This is a genomic window from Clostridium sp. X (assembly GCF_055755365.1).
Genome location: NZ_CM146912.1, coordinates 849932 through 872137 on the forward strand (window position 1 = coordinate 849932; position 22206 = coordinate 872137).

Annotated in this window: 25 protein-coding genes; 10 read left to right on the forward strand and 15 right to left on the reverse strand. The window is 30.0% G+C overall.

Annotated features, from left to right (window positions below; translation table 11 throughout):
• Positions 1-42: 42 nt before the first annotated feature.
• Together mnmL and ACX0KU_RS04300 are read right to left on the reverse strand one after the other, a co-directional pair.
• The gene (gene mnmL / locus ACX0KU_RS04295) at positions 43-972 is read right to left on the reverse strand and encodes a tRNA modification radical SAM protein MnmL/YtqA (protein ID WP_472991658.1); all 930 of its coding nucleotides are present in this window, start codon (positions 970-972) and stop codon (positions 43-45) included.
• Between the two features lie 106 nt (positions 973-1078).
• Positions 1079-2161: a hypothetical protein gene (locus ACX0KU_RS04300; protein WP_472991659.1), complete on the reverse strand. Its 1083-nt coding sequence runs from the start codon at positions 2159-2161 to the stop codon at positions 1079-1081.
• 138 nt (positions 2162-2299) lie between these two features.
• Here ACX0KU_RS04300 and ACX0KU_RS04305 point away from each other — a divergent pair, with 138 nt between their 5' ends.
• On the forward strand, positions 2300-3373 hold the full coding sequence (locus ACX0KU_RS04305) for a YkvI family membrane protein (protein ID WP_472992404.1): 1074 nt from the start codon (positions 2300-2302) through the stop codon (positions 3371-3373).
• A 46-nt stretch (positions 3374-3419) separates the two neighbouring features.
• A complete protein-coding gene (locus ACX0KU_RS04310; protein ID WP_472991660.1) occupies positions 3420-4310 on the forward strand; it encodes a radical SAM protein in 891 nt (296 codons plus the stop codon).
• 32 nt (positions 4311-4342) lie between these two features.
• Here the strand turns inward: ACX0KU_RS04310 and ACX0KU_RS04315 are convergent, their stop codons facing one another.
• Entirely contained in the window at positions 4343-5017 is a 675-nt protein-coding gene (locus ACX0KU_RS04315) for a phosphatase PAP2 family protein (protein WP_472991661.1), read from the reverse strand.
• 27 nt (positions 5018-5044) lie between these two features.
• Positions 5045-6844, reverse strand: coding sequence for a heme NO-binding domain-containing protein (locus ACX0KU_RS04320; protein WP_472991662.1), 1800 nt, complete (start codon positions 6842-6844; stop codon positions 5045-5047).
• 191 nt (positions 6845-7035) lie between these two features.
• Here ACX0KU_RS04320 and ACX0KU_RS04325 point away from each other — a divergent pair, with 191 nt between their 5' ends.
• The 4 genes from ACX0KU_RS04325 (at position 7036) to ACX0KU_RS04340 (ending at position 11750) form a co-directional block, all read left to right on the forward strand.
• Positions 7036-8823, forward strand: coding sequence for a SpoIID/LytB domain-containing protein (locus ACX0KU_RS04325; RefSeq protein ID WP_472991663.1), 1788 nt, complete (start codon positions 7036-7038; stop codon positions 8821-8823).
• A 74-nt stretch (positions 8824-8897) separates the two neighbouring features.
• Positions 8898-9854 (forward strand): calcium/sodium antiporter, encoded by a 957-nt coding sequence (locus ACX0KU_RS04330; RefSeq protein ID WP_472991664.1) that lies wholly within the window; start codon positions 8898-8900, stop codon positions 9852-9854.
• Between the two features lie 122 nt (positions 9855-9976).
• On the forward strand, positions 9977-10564 hold the full coding sequence (locus tag ACX0KU_RS04335; protein WP_472991665.1) for a GDSL-type esterase/lipase family protein: 588 nt from the start codon (positions 9977-9979) through the stop codon (positions 10562-10564).
• 112 nt (positions 10565-10676) lie between these two features.
• Positions 10677-11750, forward strand: coding sequence for an HD-GYP domain-containing protein (locus ACX0KU_RS04340; RefSeq protein WP_472991666.1), 1074 nt, complete (start codon positions 10677-10679; stop codon positions 11748-11750).
• A 55-nt stretch (positions 11751-11805) separates the two neighbouring features.
• Here ACX0KU_RS04340 and ACX0KU_RS04345 read toward each other — a convergent pair whose 3' ends face one another.
• Entirely contained in the window at positions 11806-12087 is a 282-nt protein-coding gene (locus ACX0KU_RS04345; protein WP_472991667.1) for a DUF503 domain-containing protein, read from the reverse strand.
• Positions 12088-12101: 14 nt separating this feature from the next.
• The gene (locus tag ACX0KU_RS04350; protein WP_472991668.1) at positions 12102-13691 is read right to left on the reverse strand and encodes a DEAD/DEAH box helicase; all 1590 of its coding nucleotides are present in this window, start codon (positions 13689-13691) and stop codon (positions 12102-12104) included.
• 244 nt (positions 13692-13935) lie between these two features.
• Here ACX0KU_RS04350 and ACX0KU_RS04355 point away from each other — a divergent pair, with 244 nt between their 5' ends.
• A complete protein-coding gene (locus ACX0KU_RS04355; RefSeq protein ID WP_472991669.1) occupies positions 13936-14349 on the forward strand; it encodes an acyl-CoA thioesterase in 414 nt (137 codons plus the stop codon).
• Between the two features lie 84 nt (positions 14350-14433).
• Here ACX0KU_RS04355 and ACX0KU_RS04360 read toward each other — a convergent pair whose 3' ends face one another.
• The 6 genes from ACX0KU_RS04360 to ACX0KU_RS04385 all read right to left on the reverse strand — a co-directional run bounded on the left by ACX0KU_RS04360 (position 14434) and on the right by ACX0KU_RS04385 (position 18415).
• Entirely contained in the window at positions 14434-14820 is a 387-nt protein-coding gene (locus ACX0KU_RS04360; protein WP_472991670.1) for an LSm family protein, read from the reverse strand.
• Positions 14821-15024: 204 nt separating this feature from the next.
• Positions 15025-15372, reverse strand: a complete 348-nt coding sequence (locus ACX0KU_RS04365) for a hypothetical protein (protein WP_472991671.1) — start codon at positions 15370-15372, stop codon at positions 15025-15027.
• Positions 15373-15562: 190 nt separating this feature from the next.
• Entirely contained in the window at positions 15563-15886 is a 324-nt protein-coding gene (locus ACX0KU_RS04370) for a hypothetical protein (RefSeq protein ID WP_472991672.1), read from the reverse strand.
• A 273-nt stretch (positions 15887-16159) separates the two neighbouring features.
• Positions 16160-16507 (reverse strand): hypothetical protein, encoded by a 348-nt coding sequence (locus tag ACX0KU_RS04375; protein WP_472991673.1) that lies wholly within the window; start codon positions 16505-16507, stop codon positions 16160-16162.
• Positions 16508-16806: 299 nt separating this feature from the next.
• Entirely contained in the window at positions 16807-17154 is a 348-nt protein-coding gene (locus ACX0KU_RS04380; RefSeq protein ID WP_472991674.1) for a hypothetical protein, read from the reverse strand.
• A gap of 4 nt (positions 17155-17158) precedes the next feature.
• On the reverse strand, positions 17159-18415 hold the full coding sequence (locus ACX0KU_RS04385; RefSeq protein ID WP_472991675.1) for a DUF1576 domain-containing protein: 1257 nt from the start codon (positions 18413-18415) through the stop codon (positions 17159-17161).
• Positions 18416-18694: 279 nt separating this feature from the next.
• Between ACX0KU_RS04385 and ACX0KU_RS04390 the strand changes: the two genes are divergently transcribed.
• The 3 genes from ACX0KU_RS04390 to ACX0KU_RS04400 are packed head-to-tail and all read left to right on the forward strand — an operon-like array spanning position 18695 to position 19783.
• Positions 18695-18901 carry a spore coat associated protein CotJA gene (locus ACX0KU_RS04390; protein WP_472991676.1) on the forward strand — a complete coding sequence of 69 codons (207 nt, stop codon included), beginning with the start codon at positions 18695-18697 and terminating at the stop codon, positions 18899-18901.
• Between the two features lie 18 nt (positions 18902-18919).
• Positions 18920-19195: a spore coat protein CotJB gene (locus ACX0KU_RS04395; RefSeq protein WP_472991677.1), complete on the forward strand. Its 276-nt coding sequence runs from the start codon at positions 18920-18922 to the stop codon at positions 19193-19195.
• 21 nt (positions 19196-19216) lie between these two features.
• A complete protein-coding gene (locus ACX0KU_RS04400; RefSeq protein ID WP_472991678.1) occupies positions 19217-19783 on the forward strand; it encodes a manganese catalase family protein in 567 nt (188 codons plus the stop codon).
• An 81-nt stretch (positions 19784-19864) separates the two neighbouring features.
• On the opposite strand, the gene hypE is transcribed toward ACX0KU_RS04400, so the two are convergent.
• Genes hypE through ACX0KU_RS04415 form a run of 3 tightly spaced genes read right to left on the reverse strand, consistent with a single transcriptional unit; the run spans position 19865 to position 22202 of the window.
• Positions 19865-20857: a hydrogenase expression/formation protein HypE gene (gene hypE, locus ACX0KU_RS04405; RefSeq protein ID WP_472991679.1), complete on the reverse strand. Its 993-nt coding sequence runs from the start codon at positions 20855-20857 to the stop codon at positions 19865-19867.
• A gap of 24 nt (positions 20858-20881) precedes the next feature.
• Positions 20882-21982: a hydrogenase formation protein HypD gene (gene hypD / locus ACX0KU_RS04410; RefSeq protein WP_472991680.1), complete on the reverse strand. Its 1101-nt coding sequence runs from the start codon at positions 21980-21982 to the stop codon at positions 20882-20884.
• On the reverse strand, positions 21975-22202 hold the full coding sequence (locus ACX0KU_RS04415; protein ID WP_472991681.1) for a HypC/HybG/HupF family hydrogenase formation chaperone: 228 nt from the start codon (positions 22200-22202) through the stop codon (positions 21975-21977). Before ACX0KU_RS04415 ends, hypD begins: the two co-directional genes overlap by 8 nt.
• Between the last annotated feature and the right edge of the window lie 4 nt (positions 22203-22206).

Here is a 22206-nt window from a genome sequence, read left to right on the forward strand (position 1 = left end):
TTTAATATATAACTGTACGAATAAATAGGGTCATAAGATACCCTATTTATTGTAGTTCATACCTTGATATAGATTCTCCTCTTTTAACTTATTATCAATAGCATTTAGTACTTCCCACTTCTTCAAACTCCACATTGGCCCTAAAAGTAAATTTCTTGGCGCATCTCCTGTAAGTCTATGAATAACTATATGCTCTGGCAATAATGTTATAGCTTCAGTAATTAAATCTATGTACTCTTGTTGTTCTAAAAATTTAAGTACTCCATCTCTATATAAGTTAACCAAAGGAGTTTCTTTAAGAAGATGTAAAAGATGTATTTTTACTCCCTGTATATCTTTATTAGATAAATACTTTATAGTATTAAGCATATCTTCCTTAGTTTCTTTTGGAAGTCCAAAAATCACATGAGTCACCACATCAATTTTCTTAGCTCTTAACCTATCTATGGCATCTTTAAAAACATCTATAGTATATCCTCTATTTATTAATCTAGCTGTGTCCTCATTAATAGTCTGAAGTCCAAGTTCTACCCAAGTGTATACCCTTTTATTTAACTCTGCCAATAGTTCTATTATGTCATTGTCTAGACAATCAGGCCTTGTAGCTATTGCAAGTGCCACTACTCCTTCTTGATTTATAGCCTCTTCATACTTTTCTCTCAAAACATTTATGTCTGCATAAGTATTTGTATAAGCTTGAAAATAAGCTATGTATTTTCCCTTCTTCCACTTCTTATTCATCATCTCTTTAATGTCTTTGAACTGACAATCTATAGAAAAATTTCTGTTTCCAGCAAAATCTCCTGACCCTCTCTCACTACAGTACGCACACCCCCCTTTACTTATAGTCCCATCTCTGTTAGGGCATGAAAATCCTGCATCTAAAGATATTTTAAATACCTTCTCTCCAAATCTTTGTCTTAAAAAGTAATTTAAGTTATTATACTGCTTATCTCCCCACATCTTTTTCATTAATATCTCCTAATTCAAATATAATATATTGTAAATATATTATATTATATTTATAAAAGTGTACATAGTTATTCTATCACTCTGTACACTTCTATAATTACATTTTTTATTTAGATTTTAAAATTTTAAAGGTTTTAAGATCTAATTCCCAGTCTCCTACATATTCATTATTCTTTTCCTGATCATTTTTTGGCATTACCTTATAAAGCATTTTATCTTTTTTAAATTTTGTATATATTACATTGACTTTATTTAAAGGATATTCTTCATCAAAGTTTGTCTTAATTAACTCACCGTTTCCAACTCCGTATACTCTAATGCTTTTCATTTCACCCTTTGTATATTGAACAACTATAAGCTTCTCATCTTGAGAAAAAACCATATTCTCTATTTTCCCACCCTTTATAACATCTAAAGAAACAAATTTCTGTCCTATAGGTTTTTCCTTCATTAATTTTAATTGCCCACCTTGCCCACCTTGACCCTCTCCACCTTGGTTTCCTCCTTGTGAACTACCTTGTGTGAAAGCAGACTCATCAAAGCTCAATATACCTATATAAGTTCCCTTTCCTAGAGTTGATATAGCCGCTAAATCCCCTGAATAATTAAGAGTTGCCATTCCGTACTCATTAAGAGGCACTTCTTCACTATTCATTTTTCCATTATCGCCTTTGGCATATGCATACTTAGGCAATCCTTTAAAGTTTGTTAATAAGTATGTGTCTACCTCGTCCTCTTTTCTTAACCTTATTTCATCAAGTTCTTTGTATACTTCTTTAAAATTAGAAGCATTAACTTCACTTATCTTATAATCAATACCATCCTTTACTACCTTAATTCTATATTCTACAACTTGGGCTTCTGGTCTAACTATATTTGATTTAACAACTTTAACTCTAAAATTACCTTCTCCTACACTTTCATTCAATTCTTCAATTCTATAACCTTTAATCTTTAAATTATTTGGCTGTATATTCTTAACATTGCCTTTTACATTTTCTAATAAGACCTTATTAGCCCTTTCATAACTTTCTGATGAAATATCATCTAAATACTGCTCTACAAGAGTATTTGCAGCTTTAAGATCAAAAGCATCTTTTTCCTTTACATTTTCAGCAGTTTTTTCTCCACACCCGATGAGTATGGCCACCATAACTAAAATCATTATATAGCTTATATATTTTTTCATAATATCTATCACCTATCTTTAAACTAGATTTCTTTTTATTTTTCCACTAAAATAAAAAATTAATATATATAATCATTATTTTAAATAAATCTTATATATTTATACAAAGAAACTTTTAATTAATATAATGGAGGTATTATCTTGAAAAAAAACCTTAGCCTAACTTTTCAGATAGCAGCTGTCTTCATCGGGACTATTGTAGGCGCTGGCTTAGCATCTGGTGAAGAAATAACCTTATTCTTTACAAGATATGGATATAAAAGTTTTATAGGAATCACCCTATGCCTTATAATCTATATATTTATGGGATTTAATGTTATACATATAAGCATAAAATATAACTTAAAATCTTATAATGAGTATGTGAAGAAAGTAAGTCCAGGATTTTTAGGGCAAGTCATTGACATAGTTACTTGTTTTTTTTGGATATGCAGTGCTTCTATAATACTTGCAGGTAGTGGTGCACTTATAAGTCAGTATTTTCATATATCTAACTGGTTTGGAACAGTATTAATGTGTTGCATGTCACTATTTGTATTGCTGAAAAATACAAAGGGCCTTATAGAAATAAATTCTTTTATTGTTCCTTGTTTACTTATTATAATTACAACAATTTTTATATTATTTATAAACTTATCAAAAGAAATTGTTAATGTCTCTTACATAAAGGCTATTCCTAAAACCAATAATAATTGGCTTATATCTTGCTTGCTATATGGAGGCTTTAATACACTGTCATGTAGCGGTGTTTTAGTTCCTCTTAGCTCAGAGATTAAAAATAGGAAGGCTTTAAGAGGCGGTATTGTACTCGGAGCTATTGGCCTTACACTTGTAGGTCTTATAATTAACTTTATGCTTCTTCTTAATGTTCCAAATATTTATAGATATGATATTCCTCTTCTTTATGTTGCCCATAGATTTGGAGTTTTAATTCAAATAATGCTACTTGGAATAATATGGTTTGAAATGTTTTCAACTCAAGTATCCGATATTTATAGTTTAAGTAAAACTTTAGAAAACGCTTTTAAGATACCCTATAAGAAATGTGTAGTTATTATCATGCTAACTACAATACCAATTTCTAGACTCGGTTTTGTAAAGCTTATAAGTTATGTTTATCCTGTATTTGGGGTAATTAGTTTAATTTTTATAATACAGTGTATTACTTTTAGACTTAAAGAGAAAAACAAAAAATATGATTATCATAGTTGACATCTTTTATTATTACATTTAAATTGAAGATAAAGGATGTGACTATATGCTAAAAAATTGTACTTTATGTTGTAGAAATTGTGAAACCAATAGAGTAATTGGTGATTTAGGTTTCTGTGAATCTTCTGCCAATGTAAAAGTTGCTAGGGTTTCTTTGCATCATTGGGAAGAACCATGTATTTCTGGGACCAAAGGCTCTGGTACAGTGTTCTTTTCAAACTGCAACTTAAAATGTGTGTTTTGTCAAAACTATGCCATAAGTAATAATGGTGTAGGAAAAGAAATCTCCATCTATCGACTTGGCGATATATTCCTAGAGCAACAAGAAAGAGGCGCTCATAATATAAACTTAGTTACTCCTACACAATTTGTTCCACAAATAATTGAAGCCTTAACTATAGCTAAGGCAAATGGTCTAAAAATTCCTATTGTTTATAATACAAATAGTTATGAAACTGTAGAAACAATAAGATCACTTGAAGGTCTTATAGATATATATATACCTGATCTTAAATATTTCAAAAATGAATATGCTATAAAATACTCTAATGCTCCTGATTATTTCAAGAAAGCCTCTATAGCCATTGAAGAAATGTTTTCTCAGATTGGTGAAGCCAAATTTGACAAATATGGAATGATGAAAAAAGGAATAATAGTAAGACATCTTATGCTTCCTGGACTTCTTTTTGATTCTAAAAAAATAATAGACTATCTTTTCAATACTTTTTATGATTCTATATATTTAAGTATAATGAATCAATATACCCCTACTTATAATTCCTTAAAATATCCCGAAATAAATAAGCCTATAAACCAAAAGCACTATGAAGCATTAATACAGTATTGCCTCTCTATAGGAATAAAAAATGCTTTTATTCAAGAACAGGGAACTGTATCTGAAAGCTTCATACCTAAATTTGATTATAGAGGCGTTTGATTTTTATTAAATAAAAAAATATCTCTAGTAGATTACTCTACTAGAGATATTTTTTCATTATCTAATTTACTCTTTAATATATATTTTTCAAAGAAATTTATTCCTATATATAAAAGGCTTCCTAAGACCATCGCTGCAATTACATCTGAAAAATAATGTTGTTTTAAAAACATAGTAGCTAAAATTATAAGTGTAGCTATTATTGCACAAATAATCTTTGCAAATTTATTTACTTTAACCGATTCTGTAATATAAATAACAACTAAGAATGAATTTAAAACATGTATACTAGGCCAACAATTATATGGGTTATCTCTTCTATAAATCCATAATACTAGATTGCTAAAAAGATCTCTTCCCTGGATAAAAGGTCTTTCTACATATGTTGGATAAAAATAATATATAACATAGCAAGTGAGCATTCCTAGAGTAAGACTTATTAAAAGTTTAAAATATTTTTCTTTATCAATAAAGCATAATATAATCAAAAAAGCAGCCACAAAAGGATACCACGAAACATAGGGCAATATAAAGAATTTACTAAAAGGAATCATATCATCTATAGGTAATTTCACTATATTTAAATTGCCTCTATACCTATTTAAAATAGGATAAAACATACTTACCAATGGTATAATAAGACAAAATGAAAGTCTCTTACATATTTCTTTTATACCATATTCTTTTCGCTCTTGTACTTGCTCCATTTAACTCCCCCCAAACACTAATATTAATTAAATCTTATACGTAGATAACTGAACCTTAAATTCTTCTGTCAATTTCTTAAATTGTGAGATACTTTCAATAAGGTTTCTTATCTCATTAGTATAGTTTGAAACATTTGCACTAACCTCTTCTGAGGATGCAGAATTTTCTTCCGCTATTGCAGATAAGGATTCAATATTATCATATATCTCTGATATAGAATTAGCCTCTTTATCAAGCTCATTTATTGTTTTTATCATAGATGCTGCTACAATTTGAACAGACTTAGTAGCATCTAGGCTTATTGCTCTAACATTTTCAAGATTAGAAGTTTCATTTTGTAAAACTCCATATTGGATTTCAATCTTATCAACTAATATATTTATCTCATTTACAAATTGAGCTAAATTAGAATTGATATCCTCTACAGCATCTTGTGTTTCCTCTGCAAGTTTCCTTACCTCTTCAGCAACTACCGAAAATCCTCTTCCCGCTTCCCCGGCACGTGCCGCTTCAATGGAAGCATTTAATGCTAAAAGGTTTGTTTGCTCAGATATTTGGCAAACTATAGAAACTATACTTGTAATATTATTAGCTTTTTCTTCTAATTCAATACCTTTATTCTTAACTTCATTAAACTTTTCTAGTGTGTCCACTATATTTTTACTTGTATTCTCTACATTTTTATAGCTATTATTTATCTTTTCTAGTGCTGTTTCAAGTTCTTTTTTATTATCATTTTCACTCTCAACAATACTTTTTAATGTTTCAATATTTCCATTAAGTATAGACGCTGCATTTTGTGTATTTTCCGCCTGACTTACAGCTCCATCTGCAACTTGTTCAACTACTCCTGATATTTCTTCTGAAGTTCTCATCATTGAATCTGATATATTGTTTATATTTCTAACAAAGGTATTCATCTCATCTGTTACACCCTTAAAACCAACAAAATCTGCTCTTACAACTTTCCTATGCTGTTTTAATAAATTATATATCTCTTCAAAAAAATCTCCTGTAACAATCTCTCCATCTTCAGTATAATCACTTGTATTTATCCTTCTGATTTCCTGCTCAATAATTTTTCTAGGCCTTAGTATCATTGAAATAGCTATAAAGGTTGTAACACTAGGCACTATAGATGTAAGTATATATTTAAGTATATGATCAGTTCCTATTAAAGGAATATTAACTAATGCAGAAACAACTGCTGTAACCATTCCAATTTTTAATGGTATACTTTTAATACCACCAAAAGATAGCAGCTTGTTAAACGTGTAAGTTTTTTTAAAGAATATATCCTTATCAAATGTTATTTCAAGCTTTAAAATTCCTTGACCCTGTTCCATTATCCTATAAGTTATCTTTTCCTTAAAAAATTCAGCACTACCATCTAATAATCCAAGAAAGTAATCATACATTTCTCTTTTAGAATTATAAGAAAAAATAGCTTTATTACTTGATATTGGCTCAATATTTACAATTGGTGGTTTTGCTCCAGGAAATTTCTTAACCATTTCAACATGGATATCAAATAAAGATTTTAAAAATGAATATAAATTCTCATGTTGAAAAAATGCTGGAAAATCATTAAAGAAAGAATTTATATTATCTTGTCCTATTTTTCTCCATAGTTCATTTACCGGTATCCCCTGAGCTTTAGCTATATATTCAATAACATTTCTAACTTCATTGTCATCTACATTATCTGCTGGCGAAAATATTCTTGAACTTTTCCATCCTACCGAGCTCATGGCTTTTTCCACTACACTTTTATCATAAATTTTTCTACAGGTTCTAAGCCATGTAGCAACTACAGTTCCCTTCATATCTATCCTCCCCATAAATTGAATACATACTTCACCAATCTTTTCTACGGACTATATTATCTTCTATTATATATCATTACTGTAAATTTGTTAATTATATAAATTATTTTTTCTATTACATTATTGTAATAAATCTGAAAATACTGGATATGATTAAAACATAATCAATTCTTTCTTATGAGGTAAAAACTATGAAAAAAATACTAATCTATATAACTGCCCTAATACTATCCATAATGGTTATTTTATTCTATCCAAGAAAAGTAACTCACGGGGTTCTTCTAGAGTCCTACTCAACTCATTCCATAATGTACATTAATGGTAAACCTAAAGAAGTTAAAATTCCTAATTTAACCTTCAATAAGCACACTGTAGTTAATTTTAAATATAATATTTTAGGAATTTTTGCTGTGGAAGAAGTCAAGTCTATAAATAATAGAATAATGATAAAAGATGCTAAGAGCTATGAATTAGAGTCTCTAGGTATTAAATCTTTATCTAACTCTCCTAAATACTATAAATTTGATAAAGATAATAATTTAATTTTAGCTACAAATCGAGATATTATTGTAGGTAAAACTAATGTTAAGAGTTTTCTAGATAAATCAAAGCTAAAAACTTTTATAATTTATCCAATTGATTACTATAATACTAGAGTAGGTATATCAACTACAGATTTTGAATCAGTTTATCACAACACTATAGAAATAAATTCAACTTCCACAATTGAACTATATAGCCTAATTGATAAATTTTCTTTAAACATTCCTAATAATACCCCCTTATCATTTAATATAAGAAATAAAAAGATTACAGTATCCACAGGGTCTTTTTCAAAAACATTTGATGAGAGAATTTATCTAAAAGGAGGATCATTTAATATTCCTAGTATAAAAAGAGGCTATCCTTCTTTTACACCAAGCTACGAGGGTATTTTAGAGATTTATCCAACAAAAAATGGAATAATTCTTATAAATGAAGTAAATCTTGAAAACTATCTGACTAAGGTGGTTCCCTCTGAAATGCCATCTTTTGGTGGTCTTGAATCTTTAAAATGTCAAGCTATCGCAGCAAGAACTTATGCTATTTCTGATATGCTTGGAAATAGATACGCAAATTTAGGCTTCTATGTAGATGACAGTACCAAAAGTCAAGTATATAATAATATAAATCCTATTGAACTTTCTAATAAAGCCATTAATGAAACTCAAGGACTTATAATGACTTTTCAAAATAAACCTATAGATGCTAAATATTACTCTACAGCTCCTGGTACTGGTGTGAATTACGAGGACATATGGTTTAAAAGTGATGGAAGTAGTGATTATAAACCTTATTTAAAAACTTCTAGTTATTTAGAAGGAAATGAACCCCTTCCAACTTCTGAAGATAGTTGGCTTTCATTTTATAAAAACAACAATATCAAATCTTTTGATAATAAATCTTCTTATTATAGATGGGAATTATCCTTTACAAAAGAAATTCTCGAAAAAAATTTAAATATAAACTTAGGTAAACTTTACGAATCAGCTCCTGAATATATAAATATTTTTGCAAACAATGATAAAAAAAAGAAACTGAAAAAATTTCCAAAGGAACTTAAAAACTTAACAAGTATAGAAACATTACAAAGAAGTGTGGGAGGAAATCTTTTAGAAATATCCTTCATATTTGATAATGCCATAGTGAATGTAAAAAAAGATTCACATATTAGAAGAGCCTTTAGTAATAGTTCTAATCTAGCGAAAATTGATATCCTTCAACATACTGGAAAGACATTAGAAAAGTGGTCTACTCTGCCTTCCTCTTTTTTCTCCATAAAAGAAGTAGATAATACTTTTACCATATATGGTGGTGGTTATGGGCACGGGGTTGGTATGAGTCAATATGGTGCTATGTACTTAAGTCAGAATAACATAGACTATAGGAACATACTTAATATTTATTATAAGGATATAGAAATTGACTATATATATTAGAATATGATAACTTAAATTCTATATCGTTAATTTTCCTATTACCTCATAAAAACCAAACAAAAAGGAGTATTAAAATGACATTTATTTTACTAATTATCGGTTTTACTTTACTAATTGTAGGTGCAAATTACTTTGTTGATGCTTCCTCCAGTATCGCAAGAATATTTAAAATACCATCCATGATAATAGGTCTTACTATTGTAGCCTTTGGTACTAGTTCTCCAGAACTTGCTGTAAATATAAGTGCTATATTAAAAGGTTCAACTAATATAGCTATAGGCAATGTAGTAGGTTCAAACATTGTAAATATACTTTTGATACTAGGTATCACCGCAATAATAAAACCAGTTAATCTAAGCACTAATACATTAAAAAAAGAGTTTCCATTTTTACTTATATCCACCTTAGCGCTATATATACTTTCTTTAGATATATTTGAAGTTGGCCCTATAAGCAAACTTTCAAGATTTGATGGAGTAATACTCCTTATATTATTTTGTATATTTTTCTATTATTTAATAACTTCCACAATTCGTTCTAATCAAAGCTTAGAAAATACAAAAGAGGAACCTATAAAAAAAGCATCTCTACCAAAAAGTATATTTCTGTCACTATTGGGTCTTGCTGGAATTATACTTGGAGGGGACATAGTAGTAAATCAAAGTGTTATAATTGCTAGAAATTTTGGAATTAGCGAAAGGATTATAGGACTCACTATAGTAGCACTAGGAACCTCTCTTCCTGAACTTGTCACCTCCGTTATTGCAGCTACTAAAAATGAAAGTGACATTGCAGTAGGTAATATACTAGGATCTAACATATTTAATATATTATTTATTTTAGGTGTTTCCGCTTCAATTAAAGTTCTTCCTGTTGATAGTGGAAATTACCTTGATATTATTGTTCTAGTCTTAGCTACAATAATAACTTATATCTTATCTATTACTAAGAAAACAGTTTCTAGATATGAGGGTACATTTTTATCTCTATTTTATATTGCATACATTGCATATATATTGATAAAATCTTAGTACAAATAAAGCTATTTTGCATATGTTAAGCAAAATAGCTTATTAATACTTAACTAATATTTAATTTTAACATACTAAACTTTTGAAAATGATACACAACAGCTATTTATTGGAGGTTTATGATGAGAATTATATGTATCGGTGACAGTTTAACATATGGATATAGAGTAGATGAAGAAAAAAAATGGACATATCTTATTAGTAGAGAGCCTGGTATAGAACTTATCAATAAGGGAGTCCTTGGGGATTCAACATCTGGTATTATTATGCGTTTTTTCTCTGAGGTGGTCATTCTAAAGCCTGATGCTGTTTTTATTATGGGTGGAAGTAATGACTTTTTAATGAACCGAAGCCTAGAGAGCGTACAAAACAATATAAAGCAACTAATAAAAGAAGCAAAACAATTTAATATAAAAGTATTACTAGGTGTACAGCCCCCAATGATTTCTCACTTAGCTAAAGAATTATGGGACTCTACTGTAAACTTCGAAGATATAAATAAAAAAATTAACATCTATGGAGAATGGGTTAAAAATTATTCTATTGAGCAATCTTTCTCATATATAGACTTTTTTAATAAGTTTATAAACAACATTTCTACTAATCACTTAAGTGAGTATTACTTAGATGGAATACACTTAAATATAGCTGGTCATAAATTCATGTATAAATGCGCAATAGACGTCTTTAAATGCTTTAATTATTTTTAATACATAAATATATTTTTATTCTTATAAATCTGTGATATGATAAAAATATATTTCTATTTTTACAATTGGTTAATAGTAGTCATTTTACTATATGCGAGGAGAATTATTAACTATGAGAAAAATTTCTATTGATCAAATTAATGGTAATGAGGTATTATCAAAAACTATTTACGATCCTTCGGGAAGAATACTATTAGCCAAAGGTTCTATTTTAAAACCTGGATATAAGATGAGATTGACCCAAATTGGCATATTCTCTATATATGTAGATGATGAATATTCACTAGAAATAGAGGCAAGGGATTTTATTAATGAAAAAACTAGACAAAATACAAAAGAAATTATTTATAGAGAGTTTAAAAAGTTTACAAATAAACAATCTCCAAATCTAGATGAAATATTTAAAACTATTGATTTAATAATTGATGATATATTATCAAGAGAAGAGGTTCTTATAAACATTACAGATTTGAGATCTAAAGATAACTATCTTTATGAGCATTCAGTAAATGTGTGTGCATTATCTGTAATGATGGGACTAATCTTAGGATATAGTCACACTAATGTAAAAGAGTTAGCTGTAGGCGCACTTTTACATGACCTCGGTAAACTTCTCACTCCTCAGGACATTCTTGAAAAGTCTAGGACTGGTGAATTGACAAAAGAAGAGCTTGAATCTATAAAAACTCATCCTTTAGATGGGTATGAGATCTTAAATCAAAAATACGATATCAGCTATATATCTAAAGCTATAATATTAATGCACCATGAGAGTTGCGATGGAAGTGGATTTCCTATGGGGCTTTCTGAAGATAAACTTCACGAGACGGTTAGACTAGTATCTATATGTGACACCTTTGATAATCTAACTTCTGATTTTAGTGGACATGATAAAATGGAAGTATATGAGGCTTTGGAATATCTTATAGCTATGAGTGATACTAAATTCGATAAAACCATAGTAAATGCATTTATAAAAAATGTTGCTGCATATCCTTCTGGTAGCATAGTTAGACTTAATACAGGAGCTTGTGGAATAGTTATAAAACAAAACAAAGCTTTTCCTTTAAGACCAATAATTAATTTAATTTTTGATGAGTCTGGTGATAAATTTTCTGAGCCTAAGCAAATGGATTTATCCCTAGAAACTACTTTATTTATAATAGAAACAGTTGATACTATATAGTTAAATTAAATAAGCGGTGGAAATATTTTATTTATTTCTACCGCTTTTAGAATTCCTATAGAATTTCGAAATCTACCTTCTCTATTACTGCCTCAGTATTTTCTTCAATGTAGTTAACAACATTTTGCAAAATACTGTTAGCTAATCTAGAGCTATTGGTTACGCAAGCTATTCCTATAGTAATGGATTGATGATAATCTTGATTCTCAACTTCTGCAATAGATATATTAAACTTATTCTTTGTCTTTGCCATAATGCTTTTTACTATCATTCTCTTTTCTTTTAAAGAGTGAACCCAGTTTGCATGTAAGGATATCTTTGCAGCCCCTATAATCATATTACCACCTCATACTATTTAGCGTTAGCTGGTTCTATATTAATTCTCTTTCCTTTAATTGTGTTATCTTTCATTATATTTAATACATCTTTAGCATTTTCTTTTGGAACTTCAACAAAAGTAAATTTTTCATAGATATCAATTTTACCTATTAACTTACCTTGAATTCCTGTTTCACCTGCTATTGCTCCTATAACATCTTTAGGTTGTATATTTTGACTTCTACCAACATTGATAAATAGTCTTACCATTCCTGATTCTGCACCAGTATCACCAATTTCATCAAAAGTATCGATTTCTTCTCTCTTATCTTCTGATGTCACAGTAGCCATTTTGAAAAGTGCTGCAGCTATATCTATAGTTGAATAATCTTCTTCTAATAATTTTTCAATAGAGTCTATGTATTTTCCTAAGTGTCCTTCATCTACGGTACTCTTTACTTTATCTAGGAAAATATTCATTTTAAATTCTTCTACATCATTAGCTGATGGTACTTCTGCTCTTTTAATTTTAGTCTTAGTATAATTTTCTATATCTCTTAACTTACGAACAGCTTTTCCTGCAATAAAAGTATATGCAATTCCCGCTCTTCCTGCTCTTCCTGTTCTTCCTATTCTGTGAACATAATACTCTTCATCTTGTGGAAGATCATAGTTAAATACAACTTCAACATCATCAACGTCTATTCCTCTAGCAGCTACATCTGTAGCAACTAAGATTTCTATAGTCCCGTTTCTAAACTTACCCATAACTCTATCTCTTTGTTGCTGTTTCATGTCTCCATGAAGACCTTCTGCGAAATGTCCTCTTGATTGAAGTTGAGATACTACCTCATCAACTCTCTTCTTAGTATTACAGAATACTATTGCTAATTTAGGATTTCTTATATCAATTAATCTAGATAATACTTCTAATTTAGCACTTTCTTTTACTTCTAAATATTTTTGTTCTATACTTGGAACAGTTAATTGCTTATGAACAACTTTTACTAGCTGAGCATTTTTTTGATATTTTTTGCTTAGTTCTAATATAGGCTTAGCCATAGTAGCTGAAAATAAAATTGTTTGTTTGTTATGGGACATATCTTGTATTATTGTTTCTATATCTTCTCTAAATCCCATATCTAACATTTCATCAGCTTCATCTAAAACCATCATTTTTACACTCTCTGTTTTTAGAGTCTTTCTGTTCATATGATCCATAATACGTCCTGGAGTACCAACAATTACATGAACTCCTCTTTTTAAAGCCTTTATTTGACGGTCTATAGGTTGCCCTCCATAAACAGCAAGAATACTAATTCCTTTTTTGTATTTTCCAAGTTTGCTTAATTCCTCTGTAGCTTGAATTGCAAGCTCTCTAGTAGGGCATAATATCATAGCTTGTAGAATATTTTCTTCAACATCAACCATTTCTAATACTGGTATTCCAAAAGCAGCAGTTTTTCCTGTTCCTGTTTGTGCTTGCCCTATTACATCCTTACCTTCTAATATTAGTGGGATCGCTTGCTCCTGAATAGGAGATGGTTCTTCAAATCCTATATCTGCAATTGCTCTCTTTATGTCCTCTGATATTTTTAAATCTTCAAATTTAACTTTTTCCATACTAACTTCCTTCCAAATCTTAGTTTTTTTTTCCTTAACCTTATCATTATATATGTATTATGCACAATATGCAATTAAATATATCTTATGTAAGCGTTTTATTATATTTTTTTTTAATTATTATTCAAATAATATATGCTATAATTATATGTGATAGATTAGGTTATACACTCTTAAGTTATAACTAACTATAATTACATGATTTCTAATTTTTTAGTAAACTTCAGAGGGGCGGTATTATTAAATGCATATTAATGAAACAAAAATAAAGGTTAGATATGTTGAAACTGATAAAATGAACGTAGTTCATCATTCTAATTACCTAATATATTTCGAAGCTGGAAGAACAGAATTTATTACTAAATGTGATATGTCCTATAGTGATATGGAGAAACTTGGAATATTGATGCCTTTAGTTGAAAGTAATTGTAAATATCTCCAAGGGGCAAAATATGAAGATGAATTACTGATTAAAACTTGGATTAAAGAATTAACCCCTATAAAAGTAGAATTTAATTATTTAGTTATCAGAGATAAGGATCAAAAGGAGATTGCTAAAGGTAGTACACTGCATGCTTTTGTTAGTAATGACTTTAAAATAATAAATTTAAAGAAGAAGTATCCAAAGATCTTAGGAAAATTACAGTCATTATTATAAAATACTAAAATACATTTACTTGTTAAATATAAGAGATATTATCAAAAATAGATAATATCTCTTATATTTTTCCTAACCTATATCTTAAACTGCATTATGAACAAATGCAGCAATTCTGTCTATTGGAATATCTGCTACTGAACCAACTGTATTTCCTCTGCAAGTAAATCTACCAGTATCGCCTATATTGCCTGTGCCTTCACATGGATTTTGATATTGGCCATCAACGTCATTAACTCCACCTACAGGCCCTACTCCATTAACTCTCTTTTGTCCATATTCTTTGCAACAATTTCCAAGTGCGCATCCTGGTGCAGTTCCTATTTGAGTTATAAGTCTTACAAAAGAATTATTTACACTTAAAAGAACACCTGTAAAGCCTTCTCCTGATTCTCCTCCACTAGTTGTAAATATTGTTACGGTTTCTCCTATATAGTTAGCTAGATGATTAACAAAGTTTAATCCATCCACGTTATTTACCTCCCAAATTAATAATATTTTTGCAGACTACTTGTCCTTATTTATACTATTCCCACCTATTTGTAATTGGTACTAAAGAAATAGAGTTTTACAATATTTTTTAATCGCTATTCTTTAATTATTACAGTTTAAACTTCTCATTACATTATATTTCCTCCATATAAATAGCCTTTTGTTTTTTTACCCTTTAAGCTTTTATACTGCATTGTGAACAAATGATGCGATTCTACTAACTGGAATATCTGTTACTGAACCAACTGTATTTCCTCTGCAATTGAATCTACCAGTATTACCTATATTATTTTCATATTGATCATCTATTCCAGCACTTCTAGGATAGTCTTTTCCATGTTTTTCACAGCAATTTCCTAATGCACATCCTGGCGCAACTCCAATTTGAGTCACAAGTCTTACATAACAATTATTTACACTTAATAGTACTCCTGTAAAACCTGATCCTGAATCTCCACCACTAGTTGTAAATATTGTTACTGTTTCACCTATAAAGTTAGCTAAATGATCAACTAAACTTAACTCACTCATTTTATTCTCCTCCTAAAAATTAATATTTTTGAAAATGCATGTCTACATTATGAATTAAGTGGAGATAGTAAGGAATATAAATACGTATTAACCTCTTAACTTTCTCCACTTTTAATATAGTATTCTAAATTGATCATTTTCTTCATCATAACCATTTTTTCTAGAATAAAGGTTGTCCTACCATAACTCTTTAAACTGCATTGTGAACAAATGATGCTATTTTGCTGATAGGAATATCTGTTACTGCGCCAACAGTATTAAATCCACAATTAAATCTACCTGTTTGTCTACCAAAAGCATTATCTGCTACTCCTCTTAGAGGACCTGTACAACAGTTACCTAATGCACATCCTGGTGCAGGGCCTATTTGGCTTATAAGTCTTACATAGCAATTATTTACAGATAAAAGAACACCTGTAAAGCCTGATCCTGACTCTCCACCACTAGTTGTAAATATTGTTACTGTTTCTCCTATAAATTCTGCTAAGTGGTTAACTAAATTTACTCCATCCATCTTTTCTACACCTCCTGCATTCTAAATAGAGAATTTAATGGACTAGCTCGTCCTAATAAATATAGTATTCGGTGACATACAATTTTGTTACTTTTTAAATAAAAATAAAACCTTATTGTGATTAAGTGGAAGTGTCAATCAACCATTCACAAGGAGGTTTTATAATATTCTAGAGTGAAAAGTATATTATCTACAATGAAAATTCAACAGCACTTGATATATTCCCAATTTTCAGTTCATCTTAATCTTTACATTCTATACAAACTAATATATCTAGGATTCTTTATATCTAACCAACTTTATAATTAAAGAACCATTCTCAAATTTAACACTAGCCTCATCCGTCATAATTCCAACTAGATTAAATTCCTTATTACATTCATCTTCTCCAACCAACTGCCAATAATGCCCTTCTACTTCCCTTTGTCTATTAGTTTTCAAAAGTTTTGTTATTTCATTAATTTGTTCCTGAGTACATTTTACGTCATCAGACTTAGCTATTATCTCAAATCTGTCTTCTTTATTTTCCACTGTTATATGAGTTTTCTTCGAAGAATTTAAAAAATAAAAATTTAATATTTCGTGAACTATCTTAGAGACTTTTTGAAGCTCATGTTTCATTATCTTATTCTCCCTTCTTAAATGCATCTACAAGAGGTACTAATACTCCAGCTAATATTCTGACCCACCATCCATTAGCTCCTACTATTGGTGCTAATGTAGTTCCAACTGTAGTTTAAATAGGGAATTTCATAGACTAGCTCATCCTAATAATATAGTATTCCGTGGTGTATATTTTTGTTACTTTTCAAATAAAAAACAAAACCCCTTTGTAATTAAATGGAAGTGTCAATCAACCATTCACAAGGAGGTTTTTTAATGTTATCTAAACCTTTACACTCTATACAAACTAATTATATCTAGGATTCTTTATATCTAGTAAGCTTTATAGTCAGAGAACCATTTTCAAATTCAACGCTAGATTCATCTGTCATAATTCCAACTAGATTAAATTCCCTATTACGTTCATCTTCTCCTGCTAATTGCCAATAATGTCCTTCTACTTCTCTTTGTCTATTAGTTTTCAGAAGATCTCTTATTTCTTTAATTTGCTCCTGAGTACATTTTACATCATCAGATTTAGCTATTATTACATACCTATCTTCTTTATTTTCTACTGTTATATCAGTTTTCGTTGAAGAATTTAAAAAATAAAAATTTAATATTTCGTGAACTATCTTAGAAACTTTTTGAAGTTCATGTTTCACTTATTTACTCTCCTTTCTTAAATGCATCTACAAGAGGCACTAATACTCCAGCTACAATTCCCCCTGCAAAACCATTATTATATAAATTCATTCCTCCATGCAATACTCCAACGTTCATAACTACAAATGAATGTATAAAACCTGCTAGTATTCCCACTATAGGTCCATGTGCTCCTGCTATTGGTGCCAGGGTTGTTCCAAATAGGCCAGAAATTATAACCGCCGTAGAATTTAGATCCCATATATTAACTATACCCCCAATAAAAACTCCAATAAATATAGGTATTGTATTTTTAGGATGCTTACCAAAAGCTGCAAATCCGACTATAGTAAGTATTCCTCCTACTACTGGTCCATTTATAGTTCCACCTAATAAGATAACAAATATTATTGATAGTATACCCATTATACCCATATTAATATAAGTAATTCCATACCCATCTATACTTGTAAAATCAGAAACTACTCTTCCTGACATTTTTAGAATCTTACCATAGTTTTTAAAGCTTTTATCATTAAGAAGGTATCCAATAACTATTAAAAACAATGAGCACGCTATTAATGATATCATTAAGAAATTATGATACTCAAAAGATAAAACCTTTTTTGGTCCTATAACTACTCCAAATCCTCTTAAAAGAGCTGCTATGACTGTTCCTAGTATACCTGCGGTAAAACCTATATTATATAAGTTATATCCATCATGTACCTTTAATAAATGAGCCGCTAACGGTGTTACAACGAAGCCACAGAATGCTCCAAATAATATTCCTAGTGGAAGTCCTATCATAATAGGAAGATTCATGCCAAAAGCTACTTGACTTACTAGTGGAGCTAAACTAGTACTAAACATGATTACTAAAATTACATTTCTTATGTCTAGTTTTTGATACTTTACATATAAATATCCTCCTAAATACAGAGGCCAAACATTAAGTAAGCTCTTTCCGAAGTACGAGAACCCCATAACAGTATATACAGCTGCAATTAATACACCATTTATTCTTAATTTCAATTTATGTATTATATAAATATTGATAAGTGTAAGAATAGATGAATTTACAATGGCAGCTCCTATACCCCCTACCACTATATAGTCAGTCAATAATATATCTGTAGAGATAGCTATATCATATAATCCATGTAATATATTTGTAGGTGTATCTACTATAAATGCTAGTATCAACATAAAAACTGGTAAAACCGACAAAATTATTAATTGTTCTTTTGTACTATTGGTCCTATTAGATATTAGTCCCAAAAAACTCCCCCCTTTAAAATTATATGTAGTTTAATTATATATAACTTTAACTCTTTAAGTCAATATAGCTTATCTATTCATATTCTTTATTAACCGCCTTTCATCTTGATTATACATTAATCTATTTTATAAAATTATAAAATTTAAATTCTTTTAACAAGTAATATTCTCTCTTTAATTATTTTTAATGCATTTTAAAATTTTGTTCTTTTTCACTTACACACATTTTTTGTTAATTAATATACTATTAATGTACCTATAATTAGAGAGGTGAACAGCGTGTACCAAAATTTTAATCCTTATTCAGATCCAATGTATATGCCTTTTTCTAGAATGCCTATGCATATGCCTCAAGCCCCTGAATTAATGCTAGTTCGTGCATATGTTATTGATCAACCTTATACAGGTTTATTACCACTAAACGAGGCATTAGAAAAAGGGACTCTTTTCCCTAATCTTGTAGTGCCTTTCCCAAAGCAAAGATAATTAATAGGAGGACTTAGTATGGATGGAAAGTTTAAGAGTGACGTTTCTCGTGTAGAAATGTTAAGAAAAATTCAACAACTTGAATTTGCTGTTGTGGAACTAAATTTATATTTAGATAACCACCCAACAAATACAAAAGCTATAGAAGATTTTAATAAATTTACTGAACAATTAATGCATCTAAAGAAAGAATATGAAACAAAGTTCAGAATGCTTACAAACTTTGGATATTCTAAGGCAGATCCAGATTGGTCATGGGTAAATGAACCTTGGCCTTGGGAAAAGGGAGAATAAATTAGAGGGGAGAATATATACATGTGGATTTATGAAAAAAAATTAGAACATCCTGTTAAGGTAATGAGTAAAGATCTTAGAATGGCTAAGGTTTTAGTTGCACAGTATGGAGGACCTGACGGCGAACTCGCTGCTGCACTTAGATATCTAAATCAACGTTATACTATGCCAACAGGAAAAACTAAAGCATTACTTAATGATATAGGGACCGAGGAACTAGCTCATGTAGAAATGATTGCTTCAATGATCTATCAGCTAATGAAGGATGCTACTATTGAGGAATTAAAAGCTGCCGGCTTAGATTCTCATTATACTCAACATGGTAGAGCACTATTTCCTACAGATGCTAATGGAGTACCTTTTACTGCAGCATACTTCCAAGCACTTGGTGATCCTATAACAGACTTGCATGAGGATTTAGCAGCAGAACAAAAAGCTAAGGCAACCTATGAACATCTCATTGCACAAACTAACGATCCTGGTTTAATAGATGCGCTTAAGTTCTTATGGGCAAGAGAAATTGTTCACTATCAACGCTTTGGAGAAGCTCTTCAAGACGTATATGCAATATATGGAGATAAGAGATAGTTTATAAATATGCCCCCGTAGATAGATTTAATCCACGGGGGATTTTGCTTTTCTGAAGCCCTTCTATTACTTTTCAATTATCTAACATATTCTAGGAAACATTTGAAAATCTAAGTTGCCTATTATCCTTTTTCCCCCAAATGAGTTTTCCATGTATACTAATCTTTCTTTAGTTGTGAAACTCCCAATTATTTCAGCATCTTTACAGCCGCCCTGAATTATTAAGCTATTTCTTATATCCATGGCCATGCTTTTACTACAAACAATTATCATTCTTCCCTCACTAGCTAAATATAAAGGATCTAATCCCAACATTTCATTGATCCATCTGACTTCTTCTCTAATAGGAATACTTTTTTCTATTAATCTTATTCCAATTCCACTACTTTTACATATATCATTTAAAACTTGTCCTATTCCTCCTCTTGTAGGATCTCTCATAAGTTTTATATAATCCTTATAAGCTAATAAAGAATCTAATAAATGATTTAGTGGTTGGCAGTCACTTTTTATGTCTCCCTCTACCTGTAGTTCATACCTATCTACTGCAATGCTAGTACCATGTTCTGCTATACTTCCTGTTATTATTATGCAGTCTTCATTCTCTATTATCTTTGGCTTGTAATTATCTATAACTCCAACTCCAGTAGTATTTATAAAAATCCCATCTGCCTTTCCCTTTTCTACCACCTTCGTGTCTCCTGTTATTATCCTTATATTAGCCTCTAAAGAGGTTTTTCCCATGGAGAAAACTATCCTCTCTAATTCTCTAAGTGAAAAACCTTCTTCCATAATAAAACTGGCACTCATGTACAATGGCTTTGCTCCACATACCACAAGGTCATTTACAGTTCCACATATTGATAGCTTTCCAATGTCTCCTCCTCTAAAAAACAAAGGTTTTACAATAAAAGAGTCTGTAGTAAGAGCCATAGTTCCTTTATTTACATCAAACACTCCAGAATCAGCCTCTTGAAGTAGAATATCATTCTTAAAACTTTTATAAAATATATCCCTTATAAGCTCTGAGGTGTACTTTCCTCCATCTCCATGAATTAATTCAATTCTTTCCATGATATATATCTCCTTACATATAAACTATCTGTATCTATAATAGGCTGAACATGCTCCTTCACTAGATATCATACAAGGCCCACAAGGTGCTTTTGGAGTACACTTTTTACCGAATAACTTGCACTTATCTGGTTGGATTTTACCTAAAAGAACCTGACTACAGAGACACGTAGTTGTAAACGCCTCACTTATATCTTTATATTCAAAAAACTTTTGTAAATTGAACTTTTTCACTGCATCAAATTTCTCATATTCTGTATTTAAAACTAGTCCTGAATTGTCTATTACCCCTATACCTCTCCATACTGAAGGCATTATATTAAAAACTCTATTAACTAGTTCTCTAGCTTTCTCATTACCTTCAGTACGAACATATCTTTTATATAAGTTCTCAAATCCATAACTTTCTAAACCACTTATATCTTTACTTATATGATTGACCAAAAAACATATTCCACTTATTATATCTTTGTCTTCAAACCCACAAATAGCTGCTGGAACTTTAAACTTCTCATATATAAATTTAAAGCTGCTCTCCCCCGTAATAACTGCTACATTGCCTGGGCATATAACTCCATGAATATCCTCTGTTTTATCCAATACAGTCTCAATAATAGGTGACATTATTTTCAGGGAAATAAGAAAGAATAAATTACTAAGTTTCAAATCCTTACTTCTTCTTATAACAGTTGCTATAAGAGGAGTTGTGGTTTCGAAGCCTACTCCTAGAAATACAATTTCTTTATATTTATTTTCTTCTGCTATTTTTATAACATCATATACGGAATATATAATTCTTATATCCTTTCCTTTTGACTTTTCACCTAAAAGATTAGTATATGTTCCTTTTACCCTCATTAAGTCTCCAAAGGTGACAATGATAACCCCAGATCTTGATAGCTCTATAGCTGCATCTATATAACTTTCGGGGGTAACACATACAGGGCACCCAGGTCCTGATATTAAATTTATTCTATTATGTAATACATTTTTAATGCCAATCTTAGCTATTGCATTCGTATGAGTTCCGCAGATCTCCATAATATTTATTTTTTCAATTGGAATTTCCTCGCACATAGCATTAATATTTTTGATAATCTTACCTAAAGCTATGTCTCTACTCATCCCAATCTCCTTTAGCCATGCTTTCTATTGTCTCATCTAAATAATTGAAGTACTCTTCATCTATTTTCTGTATAGCAAATCCTGCGTGAATTAACACATAGTCTCCTATCATAGGATTCTCCACTAGCTCAACATTTACTTTTGTTTCTATTCCATGTATATCTACGTTTGCAAAAGGTAATTCTACTGATATTATTTTTCCACTTATAGATAGACACATTGAA

Coding starts and splice junctions, on each gene's coding strand:
- ACX0KU_RS04355 (WP_472991669.1), top strand. CDS start 13,936: ATGCATATTAATGAAACAAAAATAAAGGTTAGATATGTTGAAACTGAT.
- hypD (WP_472991680.1), bottom strand. CDS start 21,982: ATGAGTAGAGACATAGCTTTAGGTAAGATTATCAAAAATATTAATGCT.
- ACX0KU_RS04330 (WP_472991664.1), top strand. CDS start 8,898: ATGACATTTATTTTACTAATTATCGGTTTTACTTTACTAATTGTAGGT.
- ACX0KU_RS04370 (WP_472991672.1), bottom strand. CDS start 15,886: ATGGATGGAGTAAATTTAGTTAACCACTTAGCAGAATTTATAGGAGAA.
- ACX0KU_RS04340 (WP_472991666.1), top strand. CDS start 10,677: ATGAGAAAAATTTCTATTGATCAAATTAATGGTAATGAGGTATTATCA.
- ACX0KU_RS04400 (WP_472991678.1), top strand. CDS start 19,217: ATGTGGATTTATGAAAAAAAATTAGAACATCCTGTTAAGGTAATGAGT.
- ACX0KU_RS04375 (WP_472991673.1), bottom strand. CDS start 16,507: ATGAAACATGAGCTTCAAAAAGTCTCTAAGATAGTTCACGAAATATTA.
- ACX0KU_RS04415 (WP_472991681.1), bottom strand. CDS start 22,202: ATGTGTCTATCTATAAGTGGAAAAATAATATCAGTAGAATTACCTTTT.
- ACX0KU_RS04320 (WP_472991662.1), bottom strand. CDS start 6,844: ATGAAGGGAACTGTAGTTGCTACATGGCTTAGAACCTGTAGAAAAATT.
- ACX0KU_RS04325 (WP_472991663.1), top strand. CDS start 7,036: ATGAAAAAAATACTAATCTATATAACTGCCCTAATACTATCCATAATG.
- ACX0KU_RS04345 (WP_472991667.1), bottom strand. CDS start 12,087: ATGATTATAGGGGCTGCAAAGATATCCTTACATGCAAACTGGGTTCAC.
- hypE (WP_472991679.1), bottom strand. CDS start 20,857: ATGGAAAGAATTGAATTAATTCATGGAGATGGAGGAAAGTACACCTCA.
- ACX0KU_RS04395 (WP_472991677.1), top strand. CDS start 18,920: ATGGATGGAAAGTTTAAGAGTGACGTTTCTCGTGTAGAAATGTTAAGA.
- ACX0KU_RS04310 (WP_472991660.1), top strand. CDS start 3,420: ATGCTAAAAAATTGTACTTTATGTTGTAGAAATTGTGAAACCAATAGA.
- ACX0KU_RS04350 (WP_472991668.1), bottom strand. CDS start 13,691: ATGGAAAAAGTTAAATTTGAAGATTTAAAAATATCAGAGGACATAAAG.
- ACX0KU_RS04365 (WP_472991671.1), bottom strand. CDS start 15,372: ATGAGTGAGTTAAGTTTAGTTGATCATTTAGCTAACTTTATAGGTGAA.
- ACX0KU_RS04300 (WP_472991659.1), bottom strand. CDS start 2,161: ATGAAAAAATATATAAGCTATATAATGATTTTAGTTATGGTGGCCATA.
- ACX0KU_RS04335 (WP_472991665.1), top strand. CDS start 9,977: ATGAGAATTATATGTATCGGTGACAGTTTAACATATGGATATAGAGTA.
- ACX0KU_RS04315 (WP_472991661.1), bottom strand. CDS start 5,017: ATGGAGCAAGTACAAGAGCGAAAAGAATATGGTATAAAAGAAATATGT.
- mnmL (WP_472991658.1), bottom strand. CDS start 972: ATGAAAAAGATGTGGGGAGATAAGCAGTATAATAACTTAAATTACTTT.